Raw genomic sequence first — 21,142 nt, forward strand, 5'->3', positions numbered from 1 at the left:
GTTAGTGGTCGTTAGAAGGCCGTACCGTTACTTCCACCTGATCTGGCCGATATACGGACAACAATTGTCCCTTGCTATCCACCGCAAATAATACGGAGCGTTCGTTCTCCAGCATAAAGGCGTAACGAATGCCTGTAACTGGATCCTGTACTTCAATTTCCACATCCAAGCTAAATTCGGAGACGAAAGTGAACAGCGCGCCGCCTTCAAAGGTCAGCTTGCGTCCATAAACGCCAGGGAAATGCCCACCTTTTACCCATTTCAGCTCTTCACTGCAGCCAGCGGTTGCAAGCGCATGTTGGTAAATAGCCGATATCGGCTCGATGCGGTCATTTAGCTCTACCGGCAGCGGACACCATAAAATCCGGCCCTTGCCATGCTTGAGCTCAATCAGCTGATCGGCATTCGCTTCAGCGGCGCCAGCCATCGCTTCTTTCCATACCTGCGCAATCCGCCGGTTGCTATAAGAGACGGGCAGCATCCGATTGCCGATGTGAAGCAGCTCCTCGCGGCGCACATTGACGAGCTCTCTCGTTCCAAGCAGCTCGGAATGACGATTTATGGGGCGCCAATAGGCATCCAGACTCGTCGGGCCCGTAATAAGGAGCGTTGCCCCCGACTGCTCGGTATAATCGAGCAAACGGTCAAATGCAGCATCATCTATGTTATGGGCGCTCGGTACGATCACAAGCTTAGCCGGATTCGCTTCCAGCTCATGCAGATGATATTCCGATACGCCGCGGAACGGTTTGTTCAGCTCGTATGCGAGCACGCGCGTCGCTTTGGTTGTTGCATCGAAAGCAAGCTTCCGGTTAGAGAAATCATTTGAGTAAGGGAATACCACAACCGTGTCTTCGAGCTCCCGGCCCGTGAACAAATCTCTGATCTCAGCCATAAAGCTTCCGAAATCATAAGAAACGTCTGCCTCCGGCTTCTCTGTACCATCGGCCCGGAGCGCGCCGATATGGGATTCATTCGCATTGTCCATATAGAAATTCGTATTCCATATCCACTGGACCGCACCGGCCCCGCCAGTAGCGAAAGCATAGGCGTACTTACGCTCGAGCATGCTTCTAAGCTCTTCTTCCGTACGCTTTGCACGGCCCTCAGGCGTCTCGACATACATGATGCCCGTTTCCTGTACAAGGTTAGGCTTGTCTGCCGTCTTGGCAAATATGCTGTCCCAGACCAAATGATCGTTCAGCCACCACGAATGCACGGTCGTATAATCAACCGCTTCTCCATAGAAGAATGGGGAAGGCCTTTGCGCGCCAAGCGCCTCGTCCTGACCGACTGTAACCATATGGTCCGGGCATTCTTCTTTGATTGCCTCGTAGAGCTCCTTCGCCCAGCGGTTATGCATGTCCATCGAGAAAAGAGCATAATCGAGCCAGCGCGTGCCCTTCTTGCCTTGATGCATATCCTGCACGTCAAAGTTAATTTCTTCCGGCTCTGGCGGCAGCGCCGCTTCAAAGCTTGGCAACTGCTCCGGCGTCATGTTCCATAGCTGCTGAAGCCGCTCCACCGATCCGTGGCGCTCCTCCAGCCATGCCGCATAAGCAGCTTTCTCGAAGGGATCGCGCGCTGATCTTGGGCCGTCGGAGAAAATCCGCGGCGGATCGAACATCGAGGGCTCATTGATCAAATCCCAGTCCACATGCTTCGATTGCTTGTGGCGCGAGATAATCGCCCGAATGTACCGTTTCTGCGCTTCGACGCTGCGCGGATCGAGATAAGGGTTCTGCCCTTCCCACGTCTCTGGCGTAAAGGAGAAGAACGTGAAGGTTACCTGCAAATCATGGCGCTTCGCTGTTAGCAGGAACGCATCAATCGAGCGCAATACCTCTTCCGACGCATGCCCATCCACCTGCATCACATTGCGGTAAGCCGTCCATATGCCGGTTCTAATCCAGTTAATGCCCGCTTTGCGCATTTGGGCCATGTCCCGCTCCCAGACTGCTGCATTCGGCAAAAATAAGAACTTGCGCGCGACGTCTGAAGTCATGTAAGTCATGCCGACAACCGGCATCGGACGACCGTCCTTCACGAAATAATCCCGCTCGCTCGTAACCGGACTGCCTTCCGCAAGCAGCCCCTCATCGAAGCCCCAGAAGCCTTGACGAAGGATTCGAACTTCGCCGCTCGTCGATTCCGCTTTACAAGTTGCCTTGTAGTAGCCGCTCACAAGCGTAAGCGGAACGGGAATACGGACGATCTGCTGCTTAGCCGAAGCATCCAGCTTCAAGCTGCTCGTCCATCGCTGCTCCTTGTCGTTGTCGTGCTCGATTTCAATCGTAAAGCTCCAACTTGCAGCAGATGCCGCTTGATCCGCATTGCGGCCAAGCTGCTGCATCTGCAGCGTCAACAGGGCGCGCTCTCCCGGCTCGAAGGAAGCATAATTCGGCTTCAACCACAGCTCCGTAACGCCTTCCGCGCAATAATCCGCCCAGCGGCGAAGCTCATCCGCCCCGCCAGCCTGCCAGAATAATTCCGTTAGCGGCAGGTTGACAAACAGCCAGCGTGCGCCCGCAAACGAGCCTTTCATATTCTCCCATAGCAACACGGGAGCAGCTACCTCGCGCCTATCCGCTGAAATGCCCTTCAGCAGCGGATACAGCTGCGCGTCCATCGGACCGGCCGATCCCATCTGATGCGGCAAATCGCTGCTTTTTGTCACATGAGGCACCAGGTTCCAAGTGCTAGACACCTTGAACATTGCTTCTTTGCCTTGCAGCAAGGAAAGATCGGCATGAGCAGACAATGTTTTGATCGGCGCTCCGCTTACCGGCAAAATCTCATGAATATGAAGCTCCCTGTGGTAAGCGGTTTGCTCGTTCTCGATCTCCCATACTCCGGCTTCATTCTTCGACACCGGGCGCTTGAACGGCGCGCCGCCAATGCTGACAAGGCCGCCACCACGTTTGAGGAACGCCAGTATCTCTCCCCAAGCCTCCTTCGGGAAGAACGGAGCATGCAAATTCACGAAGCTGCCGCCGTTCGCCTCGCGGAGCGCCTTGGCAAGTCCACTCGCACGGACCACGTTGCCCTGCTGAACAAGCTGCCCCTCCGCATCCGCGCTGAGCAGTTCATCTATCGGAAACGAAGAATCATAAAAAATAATGGTGCTCATGCTCATAGAATGTCATCCTTCATTGCCTTGTAGACAAGCTGCGAGAACAAGCTGTTCGACCAAGCGAACCATTTGCGTGTAAATACGGCTGGATCATCCGAATGGAAGCCCTCATGCATGTAGCCTGTATCCCCGTCCGTTGCTTCAAGCATGTCGATCAGCGCAAGCTTCTCTTCTTTGCTTGTTGCTGTTAGCCCCTGCATCGACAAAGCCATATGCCAAATGTAGCCTGGAGGCGTATGCGGACTGCCAATCCCTTTGGCTGCTTTGCCCTCATAATAGAACGGATTATGCTTGCTTAGCGCAAAGTTACGTGTATTTTGATAAATCGGATCGTCCGAAGTCGTGTATCCAAGGTAAGGAATCGACATCAAGCCTGGCGTACCAGCATCATCCATCAGGCAATAGTTGCCGAAGCCGTCTGTCTCGTACGCATAGATTGGGCCAAATTCCGGATGCTGATAAATGCCGTACAACTGAATGCCGTGATCGACATCATCTTCAAGCTTCTTCAGCTCCTTCACGAAGTCCATGTCACGGAAAACCCACTCGGCGATTTCTCTCATTTGGCGCAGCGTAACTACCGCAAACATATTCGCCGGTACGTTGTAATGGAAATCACACGCATCGTCGCTGGAGCGGAAGCCTGACCAGATCATGCCAGTGTAGTTCACAGGCATTCCTAATCCGTCATTGCGCAGGGAATCCGTCGGAATGCCGTTATCGCGAGTGAAGCGATAAGGCGATTTCTCGAAGTGGCGCTGCTCGGTTTTCCATAGCTCAACAATTTGGCGCATCGCTGCTTTAAAGCCGGAATCGAAAATATCGGTCAGCTCTGTCTCTTTCCAGTAGGCATGCGCAAGGCGCATGGAGAAGCAAATGGAATCCAGCTCGAATTTGCGCTCCCATACCCATGGCGACATTTCCGTCTCATCCGTGGTGTTCCAGTGCCAATCGTTAGCCGACTCATTAAACGCATTCGCGTAAGGATCGATTTGGATATAAGAGATATGGCGCTTGATCAGACCGCCGATAATCCGCTGCAAATCCTTGTCCTCTTTGGCAAAAGGAACGTAGTGAATAACCTGCTCCACGGAATCGCGCAGCCAAAGCGCAGGAATGTCGCCCGTAATGACAAAGGTTGTCCCATCATCCATCAGCTTCGTTGTTGTTTCGAGCGTGTTCGGGAAACAGTTTTTGAACAATTGCAGCAGCTTCGGGCGGTGCGCAAGCTTCTGCTCCGCTTCCTTCAGCACGTCTTGAACCGCATTCGGCAGCGTCAGCTCCGGAAGCGGGATTTTCGGTAATCTAAATTGCTCCATATCGTATATGCTCCTTTAGCAATAAGTCGTCGTTATTCCTTAACGGCACCAACCGTCAAGCCTTGAATGAAATATCTTTGGAAGAACGGATATGCGAATACAATTGGCCCAGTCGCAAGCACGACCATCGCCATCCGCGACGTATCCTGCGGCATCGATTGCAGCACGCCTACACTGAGTGAAGCATTTTGCGAGTTTTGCATAATAAACTGCATACTATTTTCAATCCGCATCAGCATCGACTGAAGCGGCACTAAATTCGGCGTATTAATGTACAGCAAGGCGTTGAACCAATCGTTCCAATAACCAAGCGTACTGAACAAACCTATGGTAGCAAGACCTGGCAGCGATAATGGCAGCACGAGCTTGAAGAAAATGCCGAACTCGCCAGCGCCATCGATTTTGCCCGATTCAATAATCGCATCCGGCACCATCGTCGAGAAGAACGTGCGCAGAATCATAATGTAGAAGGCGTTGACCGCAAGCGGCAAAATTAGCGCCCAGATGGAATCTTTAAGGCCCAGAAGCTGCGTGACAATAATATACGTCGGCACAAGGCCGCCGTTGAACAGCATCGTGAAGAAGGCAAAGAAGGCGAAGAAATTGCGGTATTTAAAGCTGTGGCGCGAGATCGCGTAAGCGAAAAGCGCGGTAAAAACAACGCCGATTACCGTACCGATCACGGTAACCATAATCGTAACTCCATAAGAGCGAAGCAGTTGATCTCCGGCTTTGAACAAATAGGTGTAAGCTTCTACGCTCCATTTTTCCGGAAATAGCTGATACCCGTTTCGGGCCAGCGTCGTCTCGTCCGTAAAGGAAATAATCGTAACGAATAAAAAAGGAAATACGCATAGTAGTGCAAAAATACCGGCTACGGCATGAAAAGCGATATTCCAAGCGGTCGTCAGCCTGTGAAAATCACGGCCTTTCGTCGTTTGAGCGGACACAACGATTTTCCTCCCTTCGCAATGCTAGCTTGTCTGGCTGTCTGATCGTGATGACTAGAACAATGCATTGTCTTTGTTGAATTTACGAACGATTCCGTTCGATGTAATAACCAATACAAAACCAATGAGTGACTGGTACAAGCCTGCAGCCGTACTCATGCCGATCTCGCCGGTTGATTTAAGTCCCCGGTATACATAAGTGTCGATAACGTTCGTGACGCTGTAGAGCGTTCCCGAATCGCGAGGCACCTGATAAAATAATCCAAAGTCCGCGTAAAAGATTTTGCCGATCGCAAGCAGCGTCAAGATGGTAATGAGCGGTGTCAGCATCGGTATCGTAATGTTGCGAATTTGCTGCCATTTGTTGGCGCCATCGATCATCGCTGCTTCGTAAAGCGATTTGTCGATCCCCATGATAGCGGCCAAGTAGATCACGCTGTTATAGCCTACTGATTTCCAGAGGAACACGACGACGATAATAATCGGCCAATAGGTCGGATCGGAGTACCAGTTCACTGGATCGATGCCGAACCAGCCTGCTACTTGGTTTACAACGCCGCGATCAAGGCTTAGGAAGCTGAATACGAAATAACCAACGATTACCCAAGATAGGAAGTAAGGCAAGAACATCCCTGTCTGATACACCTTCGCCAATCGTTTGTTCGTAATTTCGGCTAGCATGATCGCCATCGCAACGGCAATGACAAGGCCGAGCACGATAAAGAAGATATTGTAGACTACGGTATTGCGGGTAATGATATAAGCATCATTCGTGCTGAACAGAAACTTGAAGTTTTGCAAACCGACCCACTTGCTTTCAATAATGCTCGCAAGAAAGCCGTCTCTGCTGTACCGGTATTCCTTAAACGCGATAACCATACCCGCCATTGGCAAGTAAGAGAAAAAGATGAACCATAACGTCGCTGGCAGTACCATGATCAGCATTGCCGCATTTTTGTTAATATTTTTGAAAAATCGCCCAAAGGCTCCCACGTGATCACCTCTCTGCTGTCAATTTAATGAGAGAAGGTATGAATCGAATGCCGAGCATTCGCCTCATACCTCCCGCTTTCTTACTTGTTCGCGGCTCTCCACTCGTCTAGTTGGCGCTGCGCTTCAGCCATAATTTTATCCAAACCGGCTGCCTTGAATTTGTCGTTAGCACGGGCAAGGTATGTCTCAGGATCTACTGTACCCGTCATGAGAGCTGCCCAGTATTCTTCCTTCACGTTTTGAACGGAAGCGATTTCTGTCGTTACCTTCGAAGTATCGAAGTTGAAGCCAAGAAGCGGAGCTGGCTTTCCTGCGTCATTAAACTTCTTGAACTCTTCCCATTTGTTCGTAGGGTCAGTCGTGTTAAGGTACGTAAGCATAACATTTCCTAGCGAGAACGTTGGCATATCGTAGTTTTTCGACTCGTCTAGGTTTTCCATCACGTTGTCGCTAGCTTTCTTGTAATGAACGCCTTCGATTCCGGAGTCAACCATGTTGCGAAGCACAGGATCTGTGTTAAGCAGGTTCAAGAACTCCATTGCTTTCTCCGGGTATTTCGAGTTCGCCGAAATGGCTTGCATGGAGCCCATTACCGACCAGTTGTAAATCATTGCATCGCTTGCAGGCGTGGATACAACCGGGTAGCCGTAGCTTGCCGACCATAGGTTGTCCGCGAAAGGCTGTGAAGTTGCGCGGTCCGCGAACCATTTGCCAGTCGTTTGCACGTCTGTCATCGAATCCATTGTAGCGGCTTCTGTTGGGATGTAGCCTGCTTTGTAGTATTTGTGCATCGTGTTCAAAATTTGTTTCATTTCTGGTGTATCCAGTACGTTAACGATTTTGTAATCCGTTGTGTCAAGCGATACCGCCATTGGCAGCTTCTCGATGACGTAATCGTAAGGAACGTAAGGCATTTGGTTTTTGTCTACAGCAAACGGATAAACATCTGGCTCGTTTTCTTTGATCGTTTTGAGCAAAGGCTCCAAGCTCTCCAAGCTGTATACGTTAGAAGTATCCAGTTTGTACTTGTCTACGTATTGCTTGTTGAAACGCCATACCTCTTGAGCAGGAAGCTCTTTGTTAGCCGGGATGCCGTAGTTGTGGCCATCGACCTTCGAGCCTTCCAAGAATGCAGGATCAAGAGTATCAACAATGCCTTGTCCATGCTCTTTGAGCAAATCGTCGATTTGCATGAATGCGCCTTTTCTAGCGTTTTGAACATAATCGAATGCCCATGATGAAGTGAACATAATGTCAACCGCTTCGCCTGAAGCCGTCATCACTTGAAGCTTTTGGGAATAGTCACCCCAGTCGATCATGCTCATTTTTACCGTTACGCCGATTTTCTCAGCTGTATATTTGCTCACTTCCGCCATGACCTTGTCTACATCTTTTTGCGGTGTACCAATGGTGTACCAGATCAGCTCAACCGGTTTCTCGGCTGTGCCTTCGGAGTTGTTTTTGCCGCCTCCGCAAGCGCTTAGCACAATGGACATGGCAAGCAGCAGCGAAAGGGCTACCGTAAAGCTGCGTTTCTTTCTAATCATTAAGTAAATCCTCCCCGTGTTGTGTTTCGAAGCAGAATCCGAATGCGTAAGCATGCGCTTACTTTATTTCTGTGCCCCTCGCGCGTAGCGTTTTGGGGCTAACTTAAAAATACCGGATGTAACGATTTTCAAATAGGCAACAAATTAAAGGTATGGTGTACAAATTAAAGAAAAAAAGACTGCCCTAGCTTGCATTAGAGCAGTCCTTTGTAATCCGTGGGCGAAATGCCAACGTATTTCTTGAATTGTTTATAGAAATAACCGGTCTCCCAGTATCCCACCTTTAATGCGATTTCCTGTACCTTCAGCTGCGTTTCCTTCAGCATTTCCTTCGCTTTGCCGATTCGGTATTTGTTGATGTATTCGGTAAAGGTCTCGCCCGTCTCCTTCTGGAACAGATGCCCGAGATAGACCGGATGAATATTATATTGCTGGCTGAGCGATTTCAAAGAGAGCGCCTGGGCATAGTTTTCATGGACGTAATTAAGCAGCAGCTGAATGATCGGGCTCTTCACATCGCGCATGAGCGAATCCACGGTTAAAGCGGCCGCTTCCTTTACGACTGCCGCTAGCCCTTCAATCGTCTCGGCTTGCATGATTTGCACGAAGCCAGCTTTGTACAGCTCGGGCTGGTCCGCCTGCTTAATCTCCTTCAGCTCCATCTTAAAGCGAATCATCAGCTCGATGGCCATGCTTTGAATATACGCGGGGGTAACGCCTTCAAGCGATTGGTATCGCTCGAACTCTGCATTAATCATCTCCTGCAGCTGATCCAGCTCCTTCGCCTTGATCAGCTTAGAATACGCGGGCCAGTCTAGCGGCTCGGCAGCTGTATTCTCGATGCTGTTCTTCTCAGAGAGCAAATCATAGTCGAGGATCACCGGTTCATCGAGCAGCAAAAAATACTCTTGCGCTTTCTTCGCATGCGAATAGCTTAAGGGAGCTCCCTCCCCCATTTCCTGAACGCTTCCAAGCGAAATGCGCATCGGGCTTGGCGCTAGCCTTTTCTGCATATTTTCTAGCTGGCTCATTGCTTTTATTTTGCCTTCGGCTCGATCTTCCAGCAGAAAGACAATAACGAGATCACCGTCGATATCGACAAACGGGAGCATCGATGAATCCTGCATCGCAAGCCGCTGCGCAGCTTCGTAAGAAGGCTCGAATTGACTCTCCGTCCGCAAGACGGCTGTCACCAAATAGGGCGCATCGAGCTGAATGTCCAGCATATCCGTTCTCTCCAGCAGCTCATTTGGCGCAATTCTCCCCGTTAGCCAGCGATACAATATATTATCCCTAAGAATGCGAATATCATAATCGCTAAATAAACGGTCCGGCCTTGTGGTGTTCAGCTTATCGATCGTATTAGCCAATGTCTCCTGCAGCTCGTCAATGTTAATAGGCTTGAGCAAATAATTTTCCACGCCTAGCTTGAGGCCTGACTTAATGTAATCAAAATCATTGTATCCGCTCAAAATAATGACCTTTAAGTCCGGCCGGAATTTTCGGGCTTCACCGATCAAGGTCAAGCCGTTCATGATCGGCATTGATATATCCGTCAGCAAAATATCAGCCGCCGAACCCATAAGCGCTTCCAGCGCGTCCTGTCCATTCTCGGCAGAACCCACGATCTCAAGGCCAAACGCCGACCAATCGATAATATCGTATAACCCTTCAATGATGAAGGGCTCGTCATCAACTACAAAAACTCTATACATGCACTGCCTCCTCGATGTCAGGGAACTCAAGCGTGACAATTGTTCCCACGCCTGGCGTGCTCTCGATGACAAGTCCGTATTCCGTCCCGTAAAGCAGCTTCAGCCGTTCATGAACGCTTCTCAGACCGAAGGACTCACCAGTCTCCTCCAAGGAATCCATCGCTTCACGAATCGATTCCAGCCGCTCCGGCTCAATGCCAATGCCGTTATCCTCAGCCTGAATGCGAACTCTGCCTTCAAGCTGTTCAATGGTAATTACAATCCGGTTATCCGCTCTTTTTGGCTGCAATCCGTGAACGACGTAATTTTCGATAATGGGCTGAAGCGCCATCCGCATAATTTTACGGCCCGCTAGGCTTTCATCGCAAATAATTTCATAAGACAGCTTGTCTTTGTAACGAATCCGGAACAATTCCAAATAGAGCCGTGACGTTTCGAGCTCATCCTTGAGCGTATTTTCTCCCTTTGGCTGCACGAAGCTCTTGAACAAAACGGACAGGCTATAAATCATTTCGCCAACATCCCTCGCTCCCTGGGAGACCGCCCGCATTCGGATGACCTCAAGCGTATTATAGAGAAAATGCGGATTCACCCTAGCTTGCAGAGCAGCCAGCTCGGTATGCTTTTGCTTGATTTCTGCTTTGTAGACACGATCGATATGACGGGTCAGCTCGTCCAGCATATCGTTAAAGCTTCTCGATATTTGCCCGAGCTCGTCCTCTTTGTCATCTAAAATTCTCGCGGACAAGTCACCGCTCTCGACCTTGCGCATAAAGCGAATAATTTTGTTGGTTCGCTTCGCGAAATTGCTAACGACCAAAATCGGAACGAGCAGCACCATGACGATGCATACTGCGCTAATAATCATAATCGTACGCTTAAGTCCCTGATAAGCAGCAGCAACCTCCGACTTTGGCGCTACGCCAACGACCAAATACCCCGCCTGATTTTGAGTAAGCGTCGTGACATAGGATTCCTCCTCCAACATCGCAGTATTATACAAGGAGTCTATTTTATCAGCATAGGGGTAACGAACGCCATAATAGCGATCCGAGGAATCAAACAGCACTTCGCCCGAAGGACCAAGCACCACGATATAGCCTTTTAATTGTTCATTGTAGCTATCAAGCGCATTCCTAATCCGGTCCGAATTATAATAAACGAGCAGTTGCCCTAAATTTTTGAGCGTGTTTTTATCATTAATGGGCACGCGCATGGAAAACAGCTTCGGCTCATACTGGTTGATCGCGCTGCGTACCCATGCATTAGGTACCGAAACCATCGTATTCTCCAGCGCCATGGCATCCGGGATATAAGAGCGCGAGGCATTGGTTGATACCAAACGGGTCACATGCCCCTGCTTATAGGCAAACAAAAACTGTTTTTCCGAGCTGTACAGCATTAAATTTGCGATATCGGTATCGCTGTCGAGCTTATTTTCGAAAAAATCCAGCCCTTTCGGCACGTCCGCATTCGACTCGTCAGCATATTGGTCGAGTTGGTAATTCATATAATCCTCAAAGGGGTGCTGCAAGAAATAAGCGAGATGCAGCGACAGTGATTCATTCCGGTACACGTCAAGCATAATCGATTGCACGGATTCGTATTTGCGTGTCATATAGCTATTAACGCTTTCCATCGCTTTTTTCTGATTTTCCAGCTCATTGCGCACGATAGATTGCGACATCACATTAAACATAAAATAGGAGAACGTAACGATCGTAACCGTTGTAATCAACGCGAACAGCAGGATCATTTTCATGAAAAGATTATTTTTCACATAGTTGTCGTACAAGCTTTTTCCCTTCAAAATAAACTCCTTCCCGTGAAGCATCGATACTTCCCTACACATGATTTGCGTTACAACGTTTAATCATACTCCACGATGATTTGCGGACACAAGTAGGCAGCGCCTTGCCGAGTTGGTGTCTATATACATTATCGGAAATGAGGTGTGGTTGAATGACGGGGCATGCAAGGCATATAATGGAGAAGTGAGGTAATCAGCAAGGGATGGAGATGAGAGCATGACACTTGGTAAAATGGTACGCCATATTTCAGTGGGACTTCTATTCGGTATACTCGCAATTGGTTTGCTGCCGTTTCTCGTTATTTTCAACTGGGCGGAGATGCTCAATCTCGTTGAGCTGGAAGCCTCGCCGTTATTTTTAATTTTTGGCCGCATGATCGGCCGAACCCCATTAAAGGCTAAAGCAAAAAAGCCGAAGCAGCAACATTTGGATCAGTAATCGAACTTATGCCGACTTATCGTTCGCAATGAACGCCAGGCCCGAAAGGCTGTACCTTGCCAAAGGTGTGCAGCCCTTCGGGCCTTTCTTTCTCGCTTAAAGCGCCATTCTATAGTAAAATAGGGCAAAGCAACACTATACGATTATGAGGTGCTGGAATGTCCATTAGCTTTACAACGTCCATAATAAGCCGGTTAAAGAGAGAAATCTCCGACCTACAAAAACAAGGCGCCGCCGACAAGAGCAAGAAGGATAAGGCGCTGGCCAAAATAAAACAGCTGCAAAAAAGCGTGAAACTCAGCTCCTCGCCCACGGACTTAAGCAGCAAAATGACACAAATAACAAAGCTGAATGACGAAGTAGCTCGACTGGATGCTTCTCAGCTTGCTTTAACCAAGCAGCTTACGGCCAAAAACGCCGAGCTTAGGCAGCAGCAAGCCAAGGAGCAGCCGAAAGGGTAATCATTAGATGGTTTACCGCCAAACGACCAGAGGCAGGCTCGAATGAGCCTGCCTCTGGTCGTTATTTATTAATTCAAGAACCCTTCAAGTGCAATCGTAGGCTTGCCATCCGCTTGCCAGGCTCCTTTGTTATAGCCTCCATTATATCCAGGCGTCGCCTGCGGCTCCCAATAAAACACGCCTAGCCCTTTTCCTCCAGAAATATTGCGCACTTTCGTTTTGATGTCAGTCACAAAATTTTTGGCAGCAGCCGGCTGGTTGTAATCCATTCCGATTTCTGTAATCATAACTGGCTTTCCGTAACGTGTGATCATATTGTTTGAGTTGCTGATCGTTTGCGTAACCTTGCTAGACCAGTCAGTTGCGGTAGGATATAAGGACATGCCGATAATATCGAAAGTTGCTCCGCTTGCGATCAGGCCGCCAATGTTCCAGATAAATAAGCCATTATCGTATCCGTTCGCCAAATGGACAATCGTTTTGGTAGCCGTGCTGATCGACTTCACGGCGTTGTTGCCCGTATTAATTAGCCAAGCATAGTTTTGCATGTTTAGCGAGGCCCTGCCGTCATTCCAGAGCATTCCGTCGTTCGTTTCGTTGCCGATTTGCACCCAATCCGGCGTAACGCCTTTGGTTTGCATTGCAGTCATAACGTCCCTAGTGTGATTCCAGACAGCGTCCATCAACTGCTGAAACGTGTAGCCAGTCCACGCAGCCGGTTTCGTCTGCTGGCCAGGATCGGCCCATGAGTCGCTGTAATGAAGTGTCAGCATTACGCTCATGCCTGCATCCTTGGCCCGCTTCGCCAGCGTCGCCGCCCGCTCCTTGTTCATATACCCATTGCCATAGCTCGAAGATGGATTAACGAAAACGCGAATGCGCACAGAATTGATCTGGTAATCCTGCTTTAAAATTTGAATAATGTCTCTCGTTACGCCATTTTTGTCTTTCCAGCTATAGCCCTGCGCCTCCATCCCAGGAACCCAGCTGATATCCGCTCCTTTGGCGAATGTCGGCGCTGCGCTTACCTTTGACGGAATACCCTGATTCACGCCAAAAACACTCATGACCAGCAATAGTGCGAGTACGACACAACAAATTCTTTTCCACATCGTTTTGCCTCCTTAGACTAGTTTGGCCCATCGTAAATATTATTTTGTATACGTTTCCATTTGTGTGGTTTTATTATAAATTTTACCGAAGTAATCATATAGGATGTAATCCCAATATTTTCAATGTTATTGCAACCGGTTTAGGGCTTCCCACCTGAAGCCTATCATCTGTCTGCATAAGAAAAACGGCGCTGCTGTCATGTTCATGACAGCAGCGCCGTTTTCCGTTCATTATTGAAGAGGCTTATTTTGCAACGCATTTGCTGCCGCTTTGGCCTCTTGAAGCTTTTGTTGTGCTTGCTGAATATCTTGATGCTCTTTCTTCACTTGCTCTTGCGCCTGCAATACATGATGGATCTCCGATTGCAGCACCTGCTCCGCTTCTAGCAGCTCTTGGTTTTCTTCTTGCAGTTGAAAATGCGCTTCTTGCACTTCATGCTGGGCAAGCTGCAGCTGTTCGTTTTCTTGAAGATCGGCAGCGATTTGCTGCAGGTTTCGATTAACCATATCATGAGCCTCCATCATTATAATTATAGTCCGTGATTGACCAACCATTAGGGTGCTCTTATGAACGGTTTTTATGCCGTGTATGGCTGGAAAAAATTTCACTATGCGAAGAAGTTGACGTTTGTTTTCTTCATTGCAAGTTTACTTGTATCGTTGTTTTGAATAAATTTGGCAGCAGCGAGCTTACATTGACTTTTAGAAACAAATACAGTACCTTTATTCAAAACTAGAACACTTCGAGGTGATTCCATAGATGGCTACTGTAAAAATCAACCATGTATCTAAAGTTTTTTCCTCACAGGGGACAGATGTTCATGCGCTAAATGACGTCAATCTGGAGCTGGAGCCCCATGAATTTGTGGCTATTATCGGACCCAGCGGCTGCGGCAAAAGCACGTTGCTCAAGGTCGTCGCCGGTCTCGATACCAACTACGAAGGCACCGTTAAGCTGGACGATGACTCCGTAACAGGGCCAAGTATTGAAAGAGGCGTTATTTTTCAGGAACATCGCTTATTCCCTTGGCTGACTGTTGAGAAGAACATTGCCGCAGACTTGTCCTTGAAGGATCCTAAGGTGAGAAAAGCAGTGGATGAAATGATCGAGCTAGTCAAACTCGGAGGGTTCGAGAAGTCTTTTCCCAAACAATTGTCCGGAGGGATGTCCCAGCGGGTAGCGATTGCGCGTGCCCTCATCCGCAGTCCCAAAGTACTGCTGCTGGACGAGCCTTTTGGCGCCCTTGACGCATTCACGCGCAATCATATGCAAGAAGCGCTGCTCGATATTTGGCGCAGCAACAAGACAACGATGCTGCTCGTAACACATGACATTGATGAAGCCATATTCCTCGCAGACCGGATTGTGGTGATGCAGTCAAAGCCAGGAAGAGTGAAGAAGATCATTCCCATCTCTATGCAGCATCCCCGCTCCCATACTTCCACGACATTCTTGGAGTATCGCAAGCAAGTCATGGAAGCATTGAGCGAATCGGAACAACCAGAACCGGCCTACTCCATTTAACTTTCTCCGCTTCACCCGACAGGGTGAGGCGGTTTTTTATTTCATAGCCCGAGCCGCTCCATTTCCCACTTCAAATATTTAAGAAGCTCCTGATGGGCGATAGAGAAATGCTTGCGCTTGGAGTGGGCATAGCCCAGCGGAATAATATCCTGATCCAGCTCCTTGGCTTCTAACGGAATTGCTACGATGTCTCCGCTTAGAATTAGCGGATCATTCCTAAGATTAAATTCCATAAAGATGCCGATTACATCGCCTTCAGCAATCGTTCTTTTTAGCACTTCCTGATTTGTAGATGTAAACACAACCTGCACAGGACCGTATTTTAGCGTCATTTTTTTCATGAAGAATCGGGAAAAGCTGCCATTCACGCTTACAAAGGTCTGGTCCAATAAATCCGGTATGCCAAGTCTGCTCCTTGCAGCTAGAAGCGAGGATCTATTTACGCACACCACTAATCTCGATTCAACCATCGTCGTCAGCCACAGGTCCTTGGTTTGCTCGGTATGCTCGGGGTGAAAATAGATCAAGCCCATATCGCTGCGGTCATGGCGGATGTCCTCCAAAATCTCGACGGAGTCCTTCTCGGAAATCTCCAGCTTGACGTAAGGATTATTCGCTTTGAACGACATGATAACCTTCGGCAAAATGGCAATAAAATTAGGGCTGACCGATAGACGGATATCCCCATGGATTTGTTCCTGCTGGCCGGATACCTTATCCTTGAACTCCTGCAGCTTCAACAAAATCTCTTCCGCTTTAGCTAGCAGTTCCTTTCCCCTCTCCGTCAGCAGCGTCCCATACCTGGTTCTGCGGAACAGCTCAAAGCCAACTTCCTTTTCCAGCTTCATAATGGCTTTGCTGATTCCGGCTTGAGAGATATGCGAGATTTCAGCAGTGGCCGATATGGAGCCCGTTCTTGCCACGTTTACAAAATATTCTATTTGTTCAATATTCATTTGAAATAACCTACTTCCCATAACTCCTGGTTATACTAGCATTATTCATTGTTATTATACTTGTTTAGTCGGATATAGTATAGTGTTCTTACTTTAGATAAAAAGGAGTCTTACACGATGAACAAAAGAACACTAGCCCTCCTATTCCTTACCATAAGCATGCTGTTGGCTTTAGCTGCCTGCGGCAAGGACAATAATACCGGCAATTCATCCTCCGCCTCTGGTGGCGGACAAGGGGAAACCTCCGCTAAAGAGGTTACCGTCAATATTGGCGTTCAACATGCCGTCCATCCCCTGGTTCTCGCCCAGCAGCAAAAATGGTTTGAAGACGAGTTCGCCAAGCATAATGCCAAAGTCAATTGGGTGGATATCCCAGGCGGACCTGCGCAATTCGACGCGATCCTCACTAACCGCCTTGACCTTGCTGTAACCGGAAATACCGGCGTTATCACCGGACAAATCTCCGATATTCCGTTTAAGGAAATCGCCGTAGGAAGCACCGGCTCCAAAAATGTCGGATTGCTGCTGCCCAAAGACAGTACGATTACAGAGCTCAGTGCTCTGAAAGGCAAAAAAATTGCTGTAGCCAAAGCAACTGCAGCCTACGATATCCTGTTCCGTTTGTTAGACAAAGCTGGTCTTACCGCTAAGGATGTTGAAATCATTCAACTAAATGCGGATGAAGCCAAAGCTGCTTTTGTCAGCGGATCCGTAGATGCATGGGGCATCGGCGAGCCATATCTGTCTACAGCCGTGGTAGATGAAGGCGCCAAAGTGCTCGGCGACGGATCAACGTTAAACTATATTAGCCCTGCTTTCCATATTGCTCGCACCAAGTTTGCCGATGAGCACCCTGAGCTCGTAGTCGCATACCTGAAAGTTTTGCAAACTACGCTTCAATGGCAAGCGGAGCATTTGGACGAAGCCGTGAAAATCTACTCCGAAGGCACGAAGCTAAACCCTGACGTCGTTAAATCCGTCATCTCCAACGTACAGTTCGCAACCGTTCCGGTTTCGGATGATTTTGTGAAATCGCAAGCGGAATTAAACGAATTTCTTCTAAAAGAAAAAGCGGTGAATAAATCGGTGGATGTTTCGACAGTCGTAGATAACACGTTCATTAATCAAGCATTGGAAGAATTGAATAACGATAAATAATACGTTAGGAGCGTCAACCATGAGTACAATTACCATTTCAATTCAAGAGCTAAAGGATATGGGCAAAAAAGTGCTGATGAAGCACGGCGCTACCGAATATGAGGCTGAAATCATTACCGACGATTACTTGGATGCCGATCTGAGAGGGCATGCCTCGCACGGCTTTACTTTTTTCAAGCAGGCGGCAGGCGCATTCGAGGGAAGAGGCAAATATGAGGCGGGACCGTTGGAAGGCTCCTACCTACATATTAACGGAAATTACGATCTGGGCAGTGTTGTGGCTCGCGAGGCCATTGACCTCGCCCTTCCCGCTCTCCCGGATCGTAAAATGATAACCATCGGCATTACTGATGTGTCCCGCTTCAATACCGCTGGCGTGATTGCACGGTACGGAGCGGAACACGGCGCGGTTACAGTGATCTCGGCATACGGCGGAATGAGCGTGATGGCGCCTCCCGGTGGCAAAGGCCCTGCTGTGAACAATACGCCGCTGGCGATTGCCATCCCGCACACGAATCCGATGTTCGTGCTGGATATGGCCATGTCGGAGCGGGCGTGGGGTCATCTCAGCATTGCCAAATTCAAAGGCGAAACGATACCTGAAAACTGGGGAGTCGATGAGGAGGGCCAGCCGACTGAAAACCCTGCGGATGTCAAATGGTTGTCTCCGGTCGGCGGATACAAGGGCTTCGGACTATCCCTTGCACTGGAAATTATTAGCGGAGCGCTCGTCAACGTGCCGATTGGAGCGAAAGGGCTTAAGAAAAATCGCGGAGCCTTTATCCAGTTAATCGATCCGACAATTTTCGGACATACCGTAGAATCTTTCAAGGAACAGGTCTCCGGCTTTCTTGGGGAGCTTGAACATTTTCCGCTTGCCGAGGGGCATGAGGACAAAATCAGGTATCCTGGACAAGCCTCGGAGCAGCGGTACCAAGAAGCATTGGCCTCCGGGCTCATTACGCTGCACCATTCTGCGATTGACTACTTGCGCAGCCAGCTATGAAAAATTACAAACCGTATACGAAATATCTATATGGCAGCCTGCTTCCGATTATAATTTTGGCGGTTTGGCAGTTGATCGGGGAGCTGCATCTGCTGCCTCCCCAGCTGCTCCCAACTCCGCTCAAAATCGGCGAAAGCTTCATTAGCCTGCTCTTCAGCGGTGTACTCTTGTCCAATATTGGCATCAGCATTTCGCGCGCGCTAATCGGATTTCTGATCGGCGGGGGACTTGGCGTCGTCTTTGGCCTACTGGTCGGCTTCTACAAGAAAACCGAATGGACCCTTGACCCTATGCTGCAAATGATCCGGACCGTCCCCCATTTGGCTATTATGCCTCTGTTCATTTTGTGGTTCGGCTTTGGTGAATTTTCCAAGGTGCTTCTGATTGGGATGGGAGCCTTCTTCCCGATCTATTTAAATACTTTTCTTGGCATCCGAAGCGTAGACTCCAAGCTCATTGAAGTCTCGCGAGTACTCGAATTCAGCAAATTCAAGCAGGTAACCCGGCTCATCCTGCCCGCCGCTATGCCCAATCTGCTGCTGGGAATTCGGCTATCTTTAGGTACTGCGTGGCTGAGCCTGATTGTCGCGGAGCTAATGGGAGCAAACGCAGGCGTTGGCTATATGATCTCCGATGCCCGCCAGTTTGCGCAGACGGAGGTCGTGTTTGTCGGCATTGTTATTTTTGCTTCCGTTGGCAAGCTGACCGATTCGCTCGTTCGCAAGCTTGAGATCTACTTATTGCGCTGGAGCGATAATTACAAGGGTTAGAGGCAGGCTCCATCGTCCTCATCCCTTTATGCAATGAACGGAGAACAGGCGCAGCAAGCCGCTTATCGCGGTAGGCTGCGCCTGTTCTTTTCTGCGGCGTCTACTGTATTCACTGCTATTTAAAAGGCCCGAGAATCGCTGTGAATTTTCCGAATATAGGTAGAACCTCAAACTCTCTTCTACCACTCGGCCACCGATCCGTCCTTATGTCTCCAAATTGGATTTCTCCATCGATGCGGGGATTCCGATGCCATTTTACGGACATACTCCTCATTAACTGTAATCCCGAGTCCTGGGCCCTGTGGAATCTTCACATACCCATCCTCATAAGAGAATACGCTAGGGTCGGTTACATAATCTAGCAGATCATTCCCTTGGTTATAATGAATCCCGAGGCTTTGTTCCTGAATGACTGCATTGTGAGCCGTAGCGTCAACTTGCAGACAAGCAGCTAGTGCAATAGGACCCAAAGGGCAATGAGGGGCTACTGCAACATCATAAGCCTCAGCCATCGCAAAGATTTTCTTACACTCTGTAATGCCGCCTGCATGCGATAAATCTGGTTGAATAATATCCACATAACCATCTTGCAATAATGATTTAAAATCCCAGCGAGAGAACATTCTTTCACCCGTCGCAATCGGTGTGCTAGTATGATTAGCAATGTCCCGCAGAGCCTCATTATTTTCTGGAAGCACGGGTTCTTCTATAAACATCAGTCTGTAAGGCTCTAATGCTTTAGCAAGCACCTTCGCCATTGGTTTATGAACACGGCCGTGAAAATCTACACCGATGCCGAAGTTTGGGCCGGTCGCTGTACGAATCGCCGCTATCCGTTCCACGACTTGATCCACCTTATGATAGCTATCAATATATTGCATCTCTTCCGTAGCGTTCATCTTAATAGCAGTAAAGCCCTGCCGTTGCTTCTCCAATGCCGCTAGTCCAACATCACTCGGTCGATCCCCGCCGATCCAGGAATAGACACGCATCGAATCACGACATGCCCCGCCAAGGAGCTGGTAGATTGGGGCATCAAAATATTTGCCTTTAATATCCCACAACGCCTGATCAATCCCGGCGATTGCACTCATCAGTATCGATCCGCCACGGTAGAAGCCGCCACGGTACATCACCTGCCAATGATCTTCAATGCGAAGCGGATCTTTCCCGATTAACAAATCCATGAGTTCATCTACAGCCGCTTGTACCGTATGAGCCTTACCTTCAATGACAGGCTCCCCCCATCCCACGATTCCTTCATCCGTTTCAATTTTCAGGAATAACCACCGAGGCGGTACGATAAAAGTCTCAAACTTTGTAATTTTCAAATTTACCCTCTCCCTATTCTCTAGCTTTCTGAATTTCCTGTCTGAATTTTTGAGCCAAGCTTGTCAACTGCTCGTACCTTTCTTCCACAATCGCTTTCATATCCGTTAAAGAGCTTCCTATGCCTACGGCCACAGCACCTGCGCGAATAAATGAGCCTACATTATCCAATGTAATCCCACCTGTCGGCATCATCGGAATATGTCCGAGTGGAGCCGATAATTCTTTTATATAGTTAGCACCCAGTGAGGAGCCCGGAAAAATTTTAAGCAGGTCTGCCCCGTATTGATACCCCTTCACGATTTCTGTCGGCGTCATGACTCCTGGAATCGAGATACGCCCATAATGATTGGTTTGACGGATCGTCGCTTCATCCAGGATCGGAGAGAATATAAAGTCAGCCCCAGCGTCGATCGCTACCTTCGCTGTTTTTTCATCTAATACGGTGCCTGCGCCAACTAAGGCTTTGCCTTCGTATCTCTCTTTTAATTGAGCAATAATTTCATATGCCCTTTCTGTATCAACCGTAACCTCCAGCGCACCAACGCCACCTGAAACCAGTGCATCGGTAATCTGAATTACCTTGCTATAGGCAGGCTTTCGAATGACTGCAACGATGCCGGAATCTTTTAACCGTAGGAGTTGCTCCTCTTTATTCATGATTCTTCCACTTTCCTCCTCTGCTTTCATCACAACCGACACTTGCTATATTGATCCTATCTATATCAGATACATCAAATTTTAACACATATAGATCCTACCTAATGTCAGATATACACCTATAAAATTTAGATATATTACTTTCCGCCCTTTAAAGATCAGATCTTTATGAGGTTATCATAGTATCTTTATTTTTGGATGTCAATACGTCATTACGATTAGGAGGAGCTTGTACGATTATGTTAATATAGACCTAATA

At 48.6% G+C, this 21,142-nt stretch carries 18 protein-coding genes; 6 read left to right on the forward strand and 12 right to left on the reverse strand.

The window, feature by feature from the left end:
* Position 1 precedes the first annotated feature (1 nt).
* From FJQ58_RS09455 to FJQ58_RS09485, 7 genes are all read right to left on the reverse strand, one after another.
* A complete protein-coding gene (locus FJQ58_RS09455; RefSeq protein WP_139992669.1) occupies positions 2–3,136 on the reverse strand; it encodes an alpha-amylase family protein in 3,135 nt (1,044 codons plus the stop codon).
* Entirely contained in the window at positions 3,133–4,452 is a 1,320-nt protein-coding gene (locus FJQ58_RS09460) for a glycoside hydrolase family 125 protein (RefSeq protein ID WP_139992671.1), read from the reverse strand. Before FJQ58_RS09460 ends, FJQ58_RS09455 begins: the two co-directional genes overlap by 4 nt.
* Positions 4,453–4,484: 32 nt before the next feature.
* Positions 4,485–5,402, reverse strand: a complete 918-nt coding sequence (locus FJQ58_RS09465; protein WP_139992673.1) for a carbohydrate ABC transporter permease — start codon at positions 5,400–5,402, stop codon at positions 4,485–4,487.
* Between the two features lie 54 nt (positions 5,403–5,456).
* Complete coding sequence (locus FJQ58_RS09470) at positions 5,457–6,395, reverse strand: ABC transporter permease (RefSeq protein WP_238403930.1); 939 nt, start codon at positions 6,393–6,395, stop codon at positions 5,457–5,459.
* A gap of 80 nt (positions 6,396–6,475) precedes the next feature.
* Entirely contained in the window at positions 6,476–7,942 is a 1,467-nt protein-coding gene (locus FJQ58_RS09475; RefSeq protein ID WP_139992675.1) for an ABC transporter substrate-binding protein, read from the reverse strand.
* A 194-nt stretch (positions 7,943–8,136) separates the two neighbouring features.
* Positions 8,137–9,657: a response regulator transcription factor gene (locus tag FJQ58_RS09480; protein ID WP_139992677.1), complete on the reverse strand. Its 1,521-nt coding sequence runs from the start codon at positions 9,655–9,657 to the stop codon at positions 8,137–8,139.
* Complete coding sequence (locus FJQ58_RS09485) at positions 9,650–11,467, reverse strand: cache domain-containing sensor histidine kinase (protein ID WP_139992679.1); 1,818 nt, start codon at positions 11,465–11,467, stop codon at positions 9,650–9,652. Before FJQ58_RS09485 ends, FJQ58_RS09480 begins: the two co-directional genes overlap by 8 nt.
* A 217-nt stretch (positions 11,468–11,684) precedes the next feature.
* On the opposite strand from FJQ58_RS09485, the gene FJQ58_RS09490 reads away from it, so the two are divergent.
* Positions 11,685–11,906 carry a hypothetical protein gene (locus FJQ58_RS09490; protein WP_139992681.1) on the forward strand — a complete coding sequence of 74 codons (222 nt, stop codon included), beginning with the start codon at positions 11,685–11,687 and terminating at the stop codon, positions 11,904–11,906.
* Between the two features lie 158 nt (positions 11,907–12,064).
* A complete protein-coding gene (locus FJQ58_RS09495; protein WP_139992683.1) occupies positions 12,065–12,367 on the forward strand; it encodes a hypothetical protein in 303 nt (100 codons plus the stop codon).
* Positions 12,368–12,435: 68 nt separating this feature from the next.
* On the opposite strand, the gene FJQ58_RS09500 is transcribed toward FJQ58_RS09495, so the two are convergent.
* Both FJQ58_RS09500 and FJQ58_RS09505 read right to left on the reverse strand, forming a co-directional pair.
* A complete protein-coding gene (locus FJQ58_RS09500) occupies positions 12,436–13,434 on the reverse strand; it encodes a glycoside hydrolase family 53 protein (RefSeq protein ID WP_238403942.1) in 999 nt (332 codons plus the stop codon).
* A gap of 276 nt (positions 13,435–13,710) precedes the next feature.
* Positions 13,711–13,986: a hypothetical protein gene (locus FJQ58_RS09505; RefSeq protein WP_139992687.1), complete on the reverse strand. Its 276-nt coding sequence runs from the start codon at positions 13,984–13,986 to the stop codon at positions 13,711–13,713.
* A 253-nt stretch (positions 13,987–14,239) separates the two neighbouring features.
* Between FJQ58_RS09505 and FJQ58_RS09510 the strand changes: the two genes are divergently transcribed.
* A complete protein-coding gene (locus tag FJQ58_RS09510) occupies positions 14,240–15,004 on the forward strand; it encodes an ABC transporter ATP-binding protein (protein ID WP_139992689.1) in 765 nt (254 codons plus the stop codon).
* 41 nt (positions 15,005–15,045) lie between these two features.
* Here FJQ58_RS09510 and FJQ58_RS09515 read toward each other — a convergent pair whose 3' ends face one another.
* The gene (locus FJQ58_RS09515; protein WP_162341404.1) at positions 15,046–15,960 is read right to left on the reverse strand and encodes a LysR family transcriptional regulator; all 915 of its coding nucleotides are present in this window, start codon (positions 15,958–15,960) and stop codon (positions 15,046–15,048) included.
* Positions 15,961–16,077: 117 nt separating this feature from the next.
* On the opposite strand from FJQ58_RS09515, the gene FJQ58_RS09520 reads away from it, so the two are divergent.
* Genes FJQ58_RS09520 through FJQ58_RS09530 form a run of 3 tightly spaced genes read left to right on the forward strand, consistent with a single transcriptional unit; the run spans position 16,078 to position 18,894 of the window.
* Positions 16,078–17,118: an aliphatic sulfonate ABC transporter substrate-binding protein gene (locus FJQ58_RS09520; RefSeq protein ID WP_139992693.1), complete on the forward strand. Its 1,041-nt coding sequence runs from the start codon at positions 16,078–16,080 to the stop codon at positions 17,116–17,118.
* Positions 17,119–17,137: 19 nt separating this feature from the next.
* The gene (locus tag FJQ58_RS09525) at positions 17,138–18,124 is read left to right on the forward strand and encodes an Ldh family oxidoreductase (RefSeq protein WP_139992695.1); all 987 of its coding nucleotides are present in this window, start codon (positions 17,138–17,140) and stop codon (positions 18,122–18,124) included.
* On the forward strand, positions 18,121–18,894 hold the full coding sequence (locus FJQ58_RS09530) for an ABC transporter permease (RefSeq protein ID WP_139992697.1): 774 nt from the start codon (positions 18,121–18,123) through the stop codon (positions 18,892–18,894). The genes FJQ58_RS09525 and FJQ58_RS09530 overlap by 4 nt, the downstream gene beginning before the upstream one ends.
* Before the next feature lie 179 nt (positions 18,895–19,073).
* Here the strand turns inward: FJQ58_RS09530 and dgoD are convergent, their stop codons facing one another.
* Both dgoD and FJQ58_RS09540 read right to left on the reverse strand, forming a co-directional pair.
* Positions 19,074–20,225, reverse strand: a complete 1,152-nt coding sequence (gene dgoD, locus FJQ58_RS09535; RefSeq protein WP_139992699.1) for a galactonate dehydratase — start codon at positions 20,223–20,225, stop codon at positions 19,074–19,076.
* 13 nt (positions 20,226–20,238) lie between these two features.
* Positions 20,239–20,883 (reverse strand): bifunctional 4-hydroxy-2-oxoglutarate aldolase/2-dehydro-3-deoxy-phosphogluconate aldolase, encoded by a 645-nt coding sequence (locus FJQ58_RS09540; protein ID WP_139992701.1) that lies wholly within the window; start codon positions 20,881–20,883, stop codon positions 20,239–20,241.
* Positions 20,884–21,142: the final 259 nt, after the last annotated feature.

This window comes from Paenibacillus paridis (assembly GCF_006345825.1).
Classification (GTDB): Bacteria; Bacillota; Bacilli; order Paenibacillales; family Paenibacillaceae; genus Pristimantibacillus; species Pristimantibacillus paridis.

Excerpts from the sequence above, each read along its gene's own strand:
- FJQ58_RS09455 (WP_139992669.1), bottom strand. The coding sequence starts at position 3,136 with ATGAGCATGAGCACCATTATTTTTTATGATTCTTCGTTTCCGATAGAT.
- FJQ58_RS09460 (WP_139992671.1), bottom strand. The coding sequence starts at position 4,452 with ATGGAGCAATTTAGATTACCGAAAATCCCGCTTCCGGAGCTGACGCTG.
- FJQ58_RS09475 (WP_139992675.1), bottom strand. The coding sequence starts at position 7,942 with ATGATTAGAAAGAAACGCAGCTTTACGGTAGCCCTTTCGCTGCTGCTT.
- FJQ58_RS09480 (WP_139992677.1), bottom strand. The coding sequence starts at position 9,657 with ATGTATAGAGTTTTTGTAGTTGATGACGAGCCCTTCATCATTGAAGGG.
- FJQ58_RS09490 (WP_139992681.1), top strand. The coding sequence starts at position 11,685 with ATGACACTTGGTAAAATGGTACGCCATATTTCAGTGGGACTTCTATTC.
- FJQ58_RS09495 (WP_139992683.1), top strand. The coding sequence starts at position 12,065 with ATGTCCATTAGCTTTACAACGTCCATAATAAGCCGGTTAAAGAGAGAA.
- FJQ58_RS09500 (WP_238403942.1), bottom strand. The coding sequence starts at position 13,434 with ATGAGTGTTTTTGGCGTGAATCAGGGTATTCCGTCAAAGGTAAGCGCA.
- FJQ58_RS09505 (WP_139992687.1), bottom strand. The coding sequence starts at position 13,986 with ATGGTTAATCGAAACCTGCAGCAAATCGCTGCCGATCTTCAAGAAAAC.
- FJQ58_RS09510 (WP_139992689.1), top strand. The coding sequence starts at position 14,240 with ATGGCTACTGTAAAAATCAACCATGTATCTAAAGTTTTTTCCTCACAG.
- FJQ58_RS09515 (WP_162341404.1), bottom strand. The coding sequence starts at position 15,960 with ATGAATATTGAACAAATAGAATATTTTGTAAACGTGGCAAGAACGGGC.
- FJQ58_RS09520 (WP_139992693.1), top strand. The coding sequence starts at position 16,078 with ATGAACAAAAGAACACTAGCCCTCCTATTCCTTACCATAAGCATGCTG.
- FJQ58_RS09525 (WP_139992695.1), top strand. The coding sequence starts at position 17,138 with ATGAGTACAATTACCATTTCAATTCAAGAGCTAAAGGATATGGGCAAA.
- FJQ58_RS09530 (WP_139992697.1), top strand. The coding sequence starts at position 18,121 with ATGAAAAATTACAAACCGTATACGAAATATCTATATGGCAGCCTGCTT.
- FJQ58_RS09540 (WP_139992701.1), bottom strand. The coding sequence starts at position 20,883 with ATGAATAAAGAGGAGCAACTCCTACGGTTAAAAGATTCCGGCATCGTT.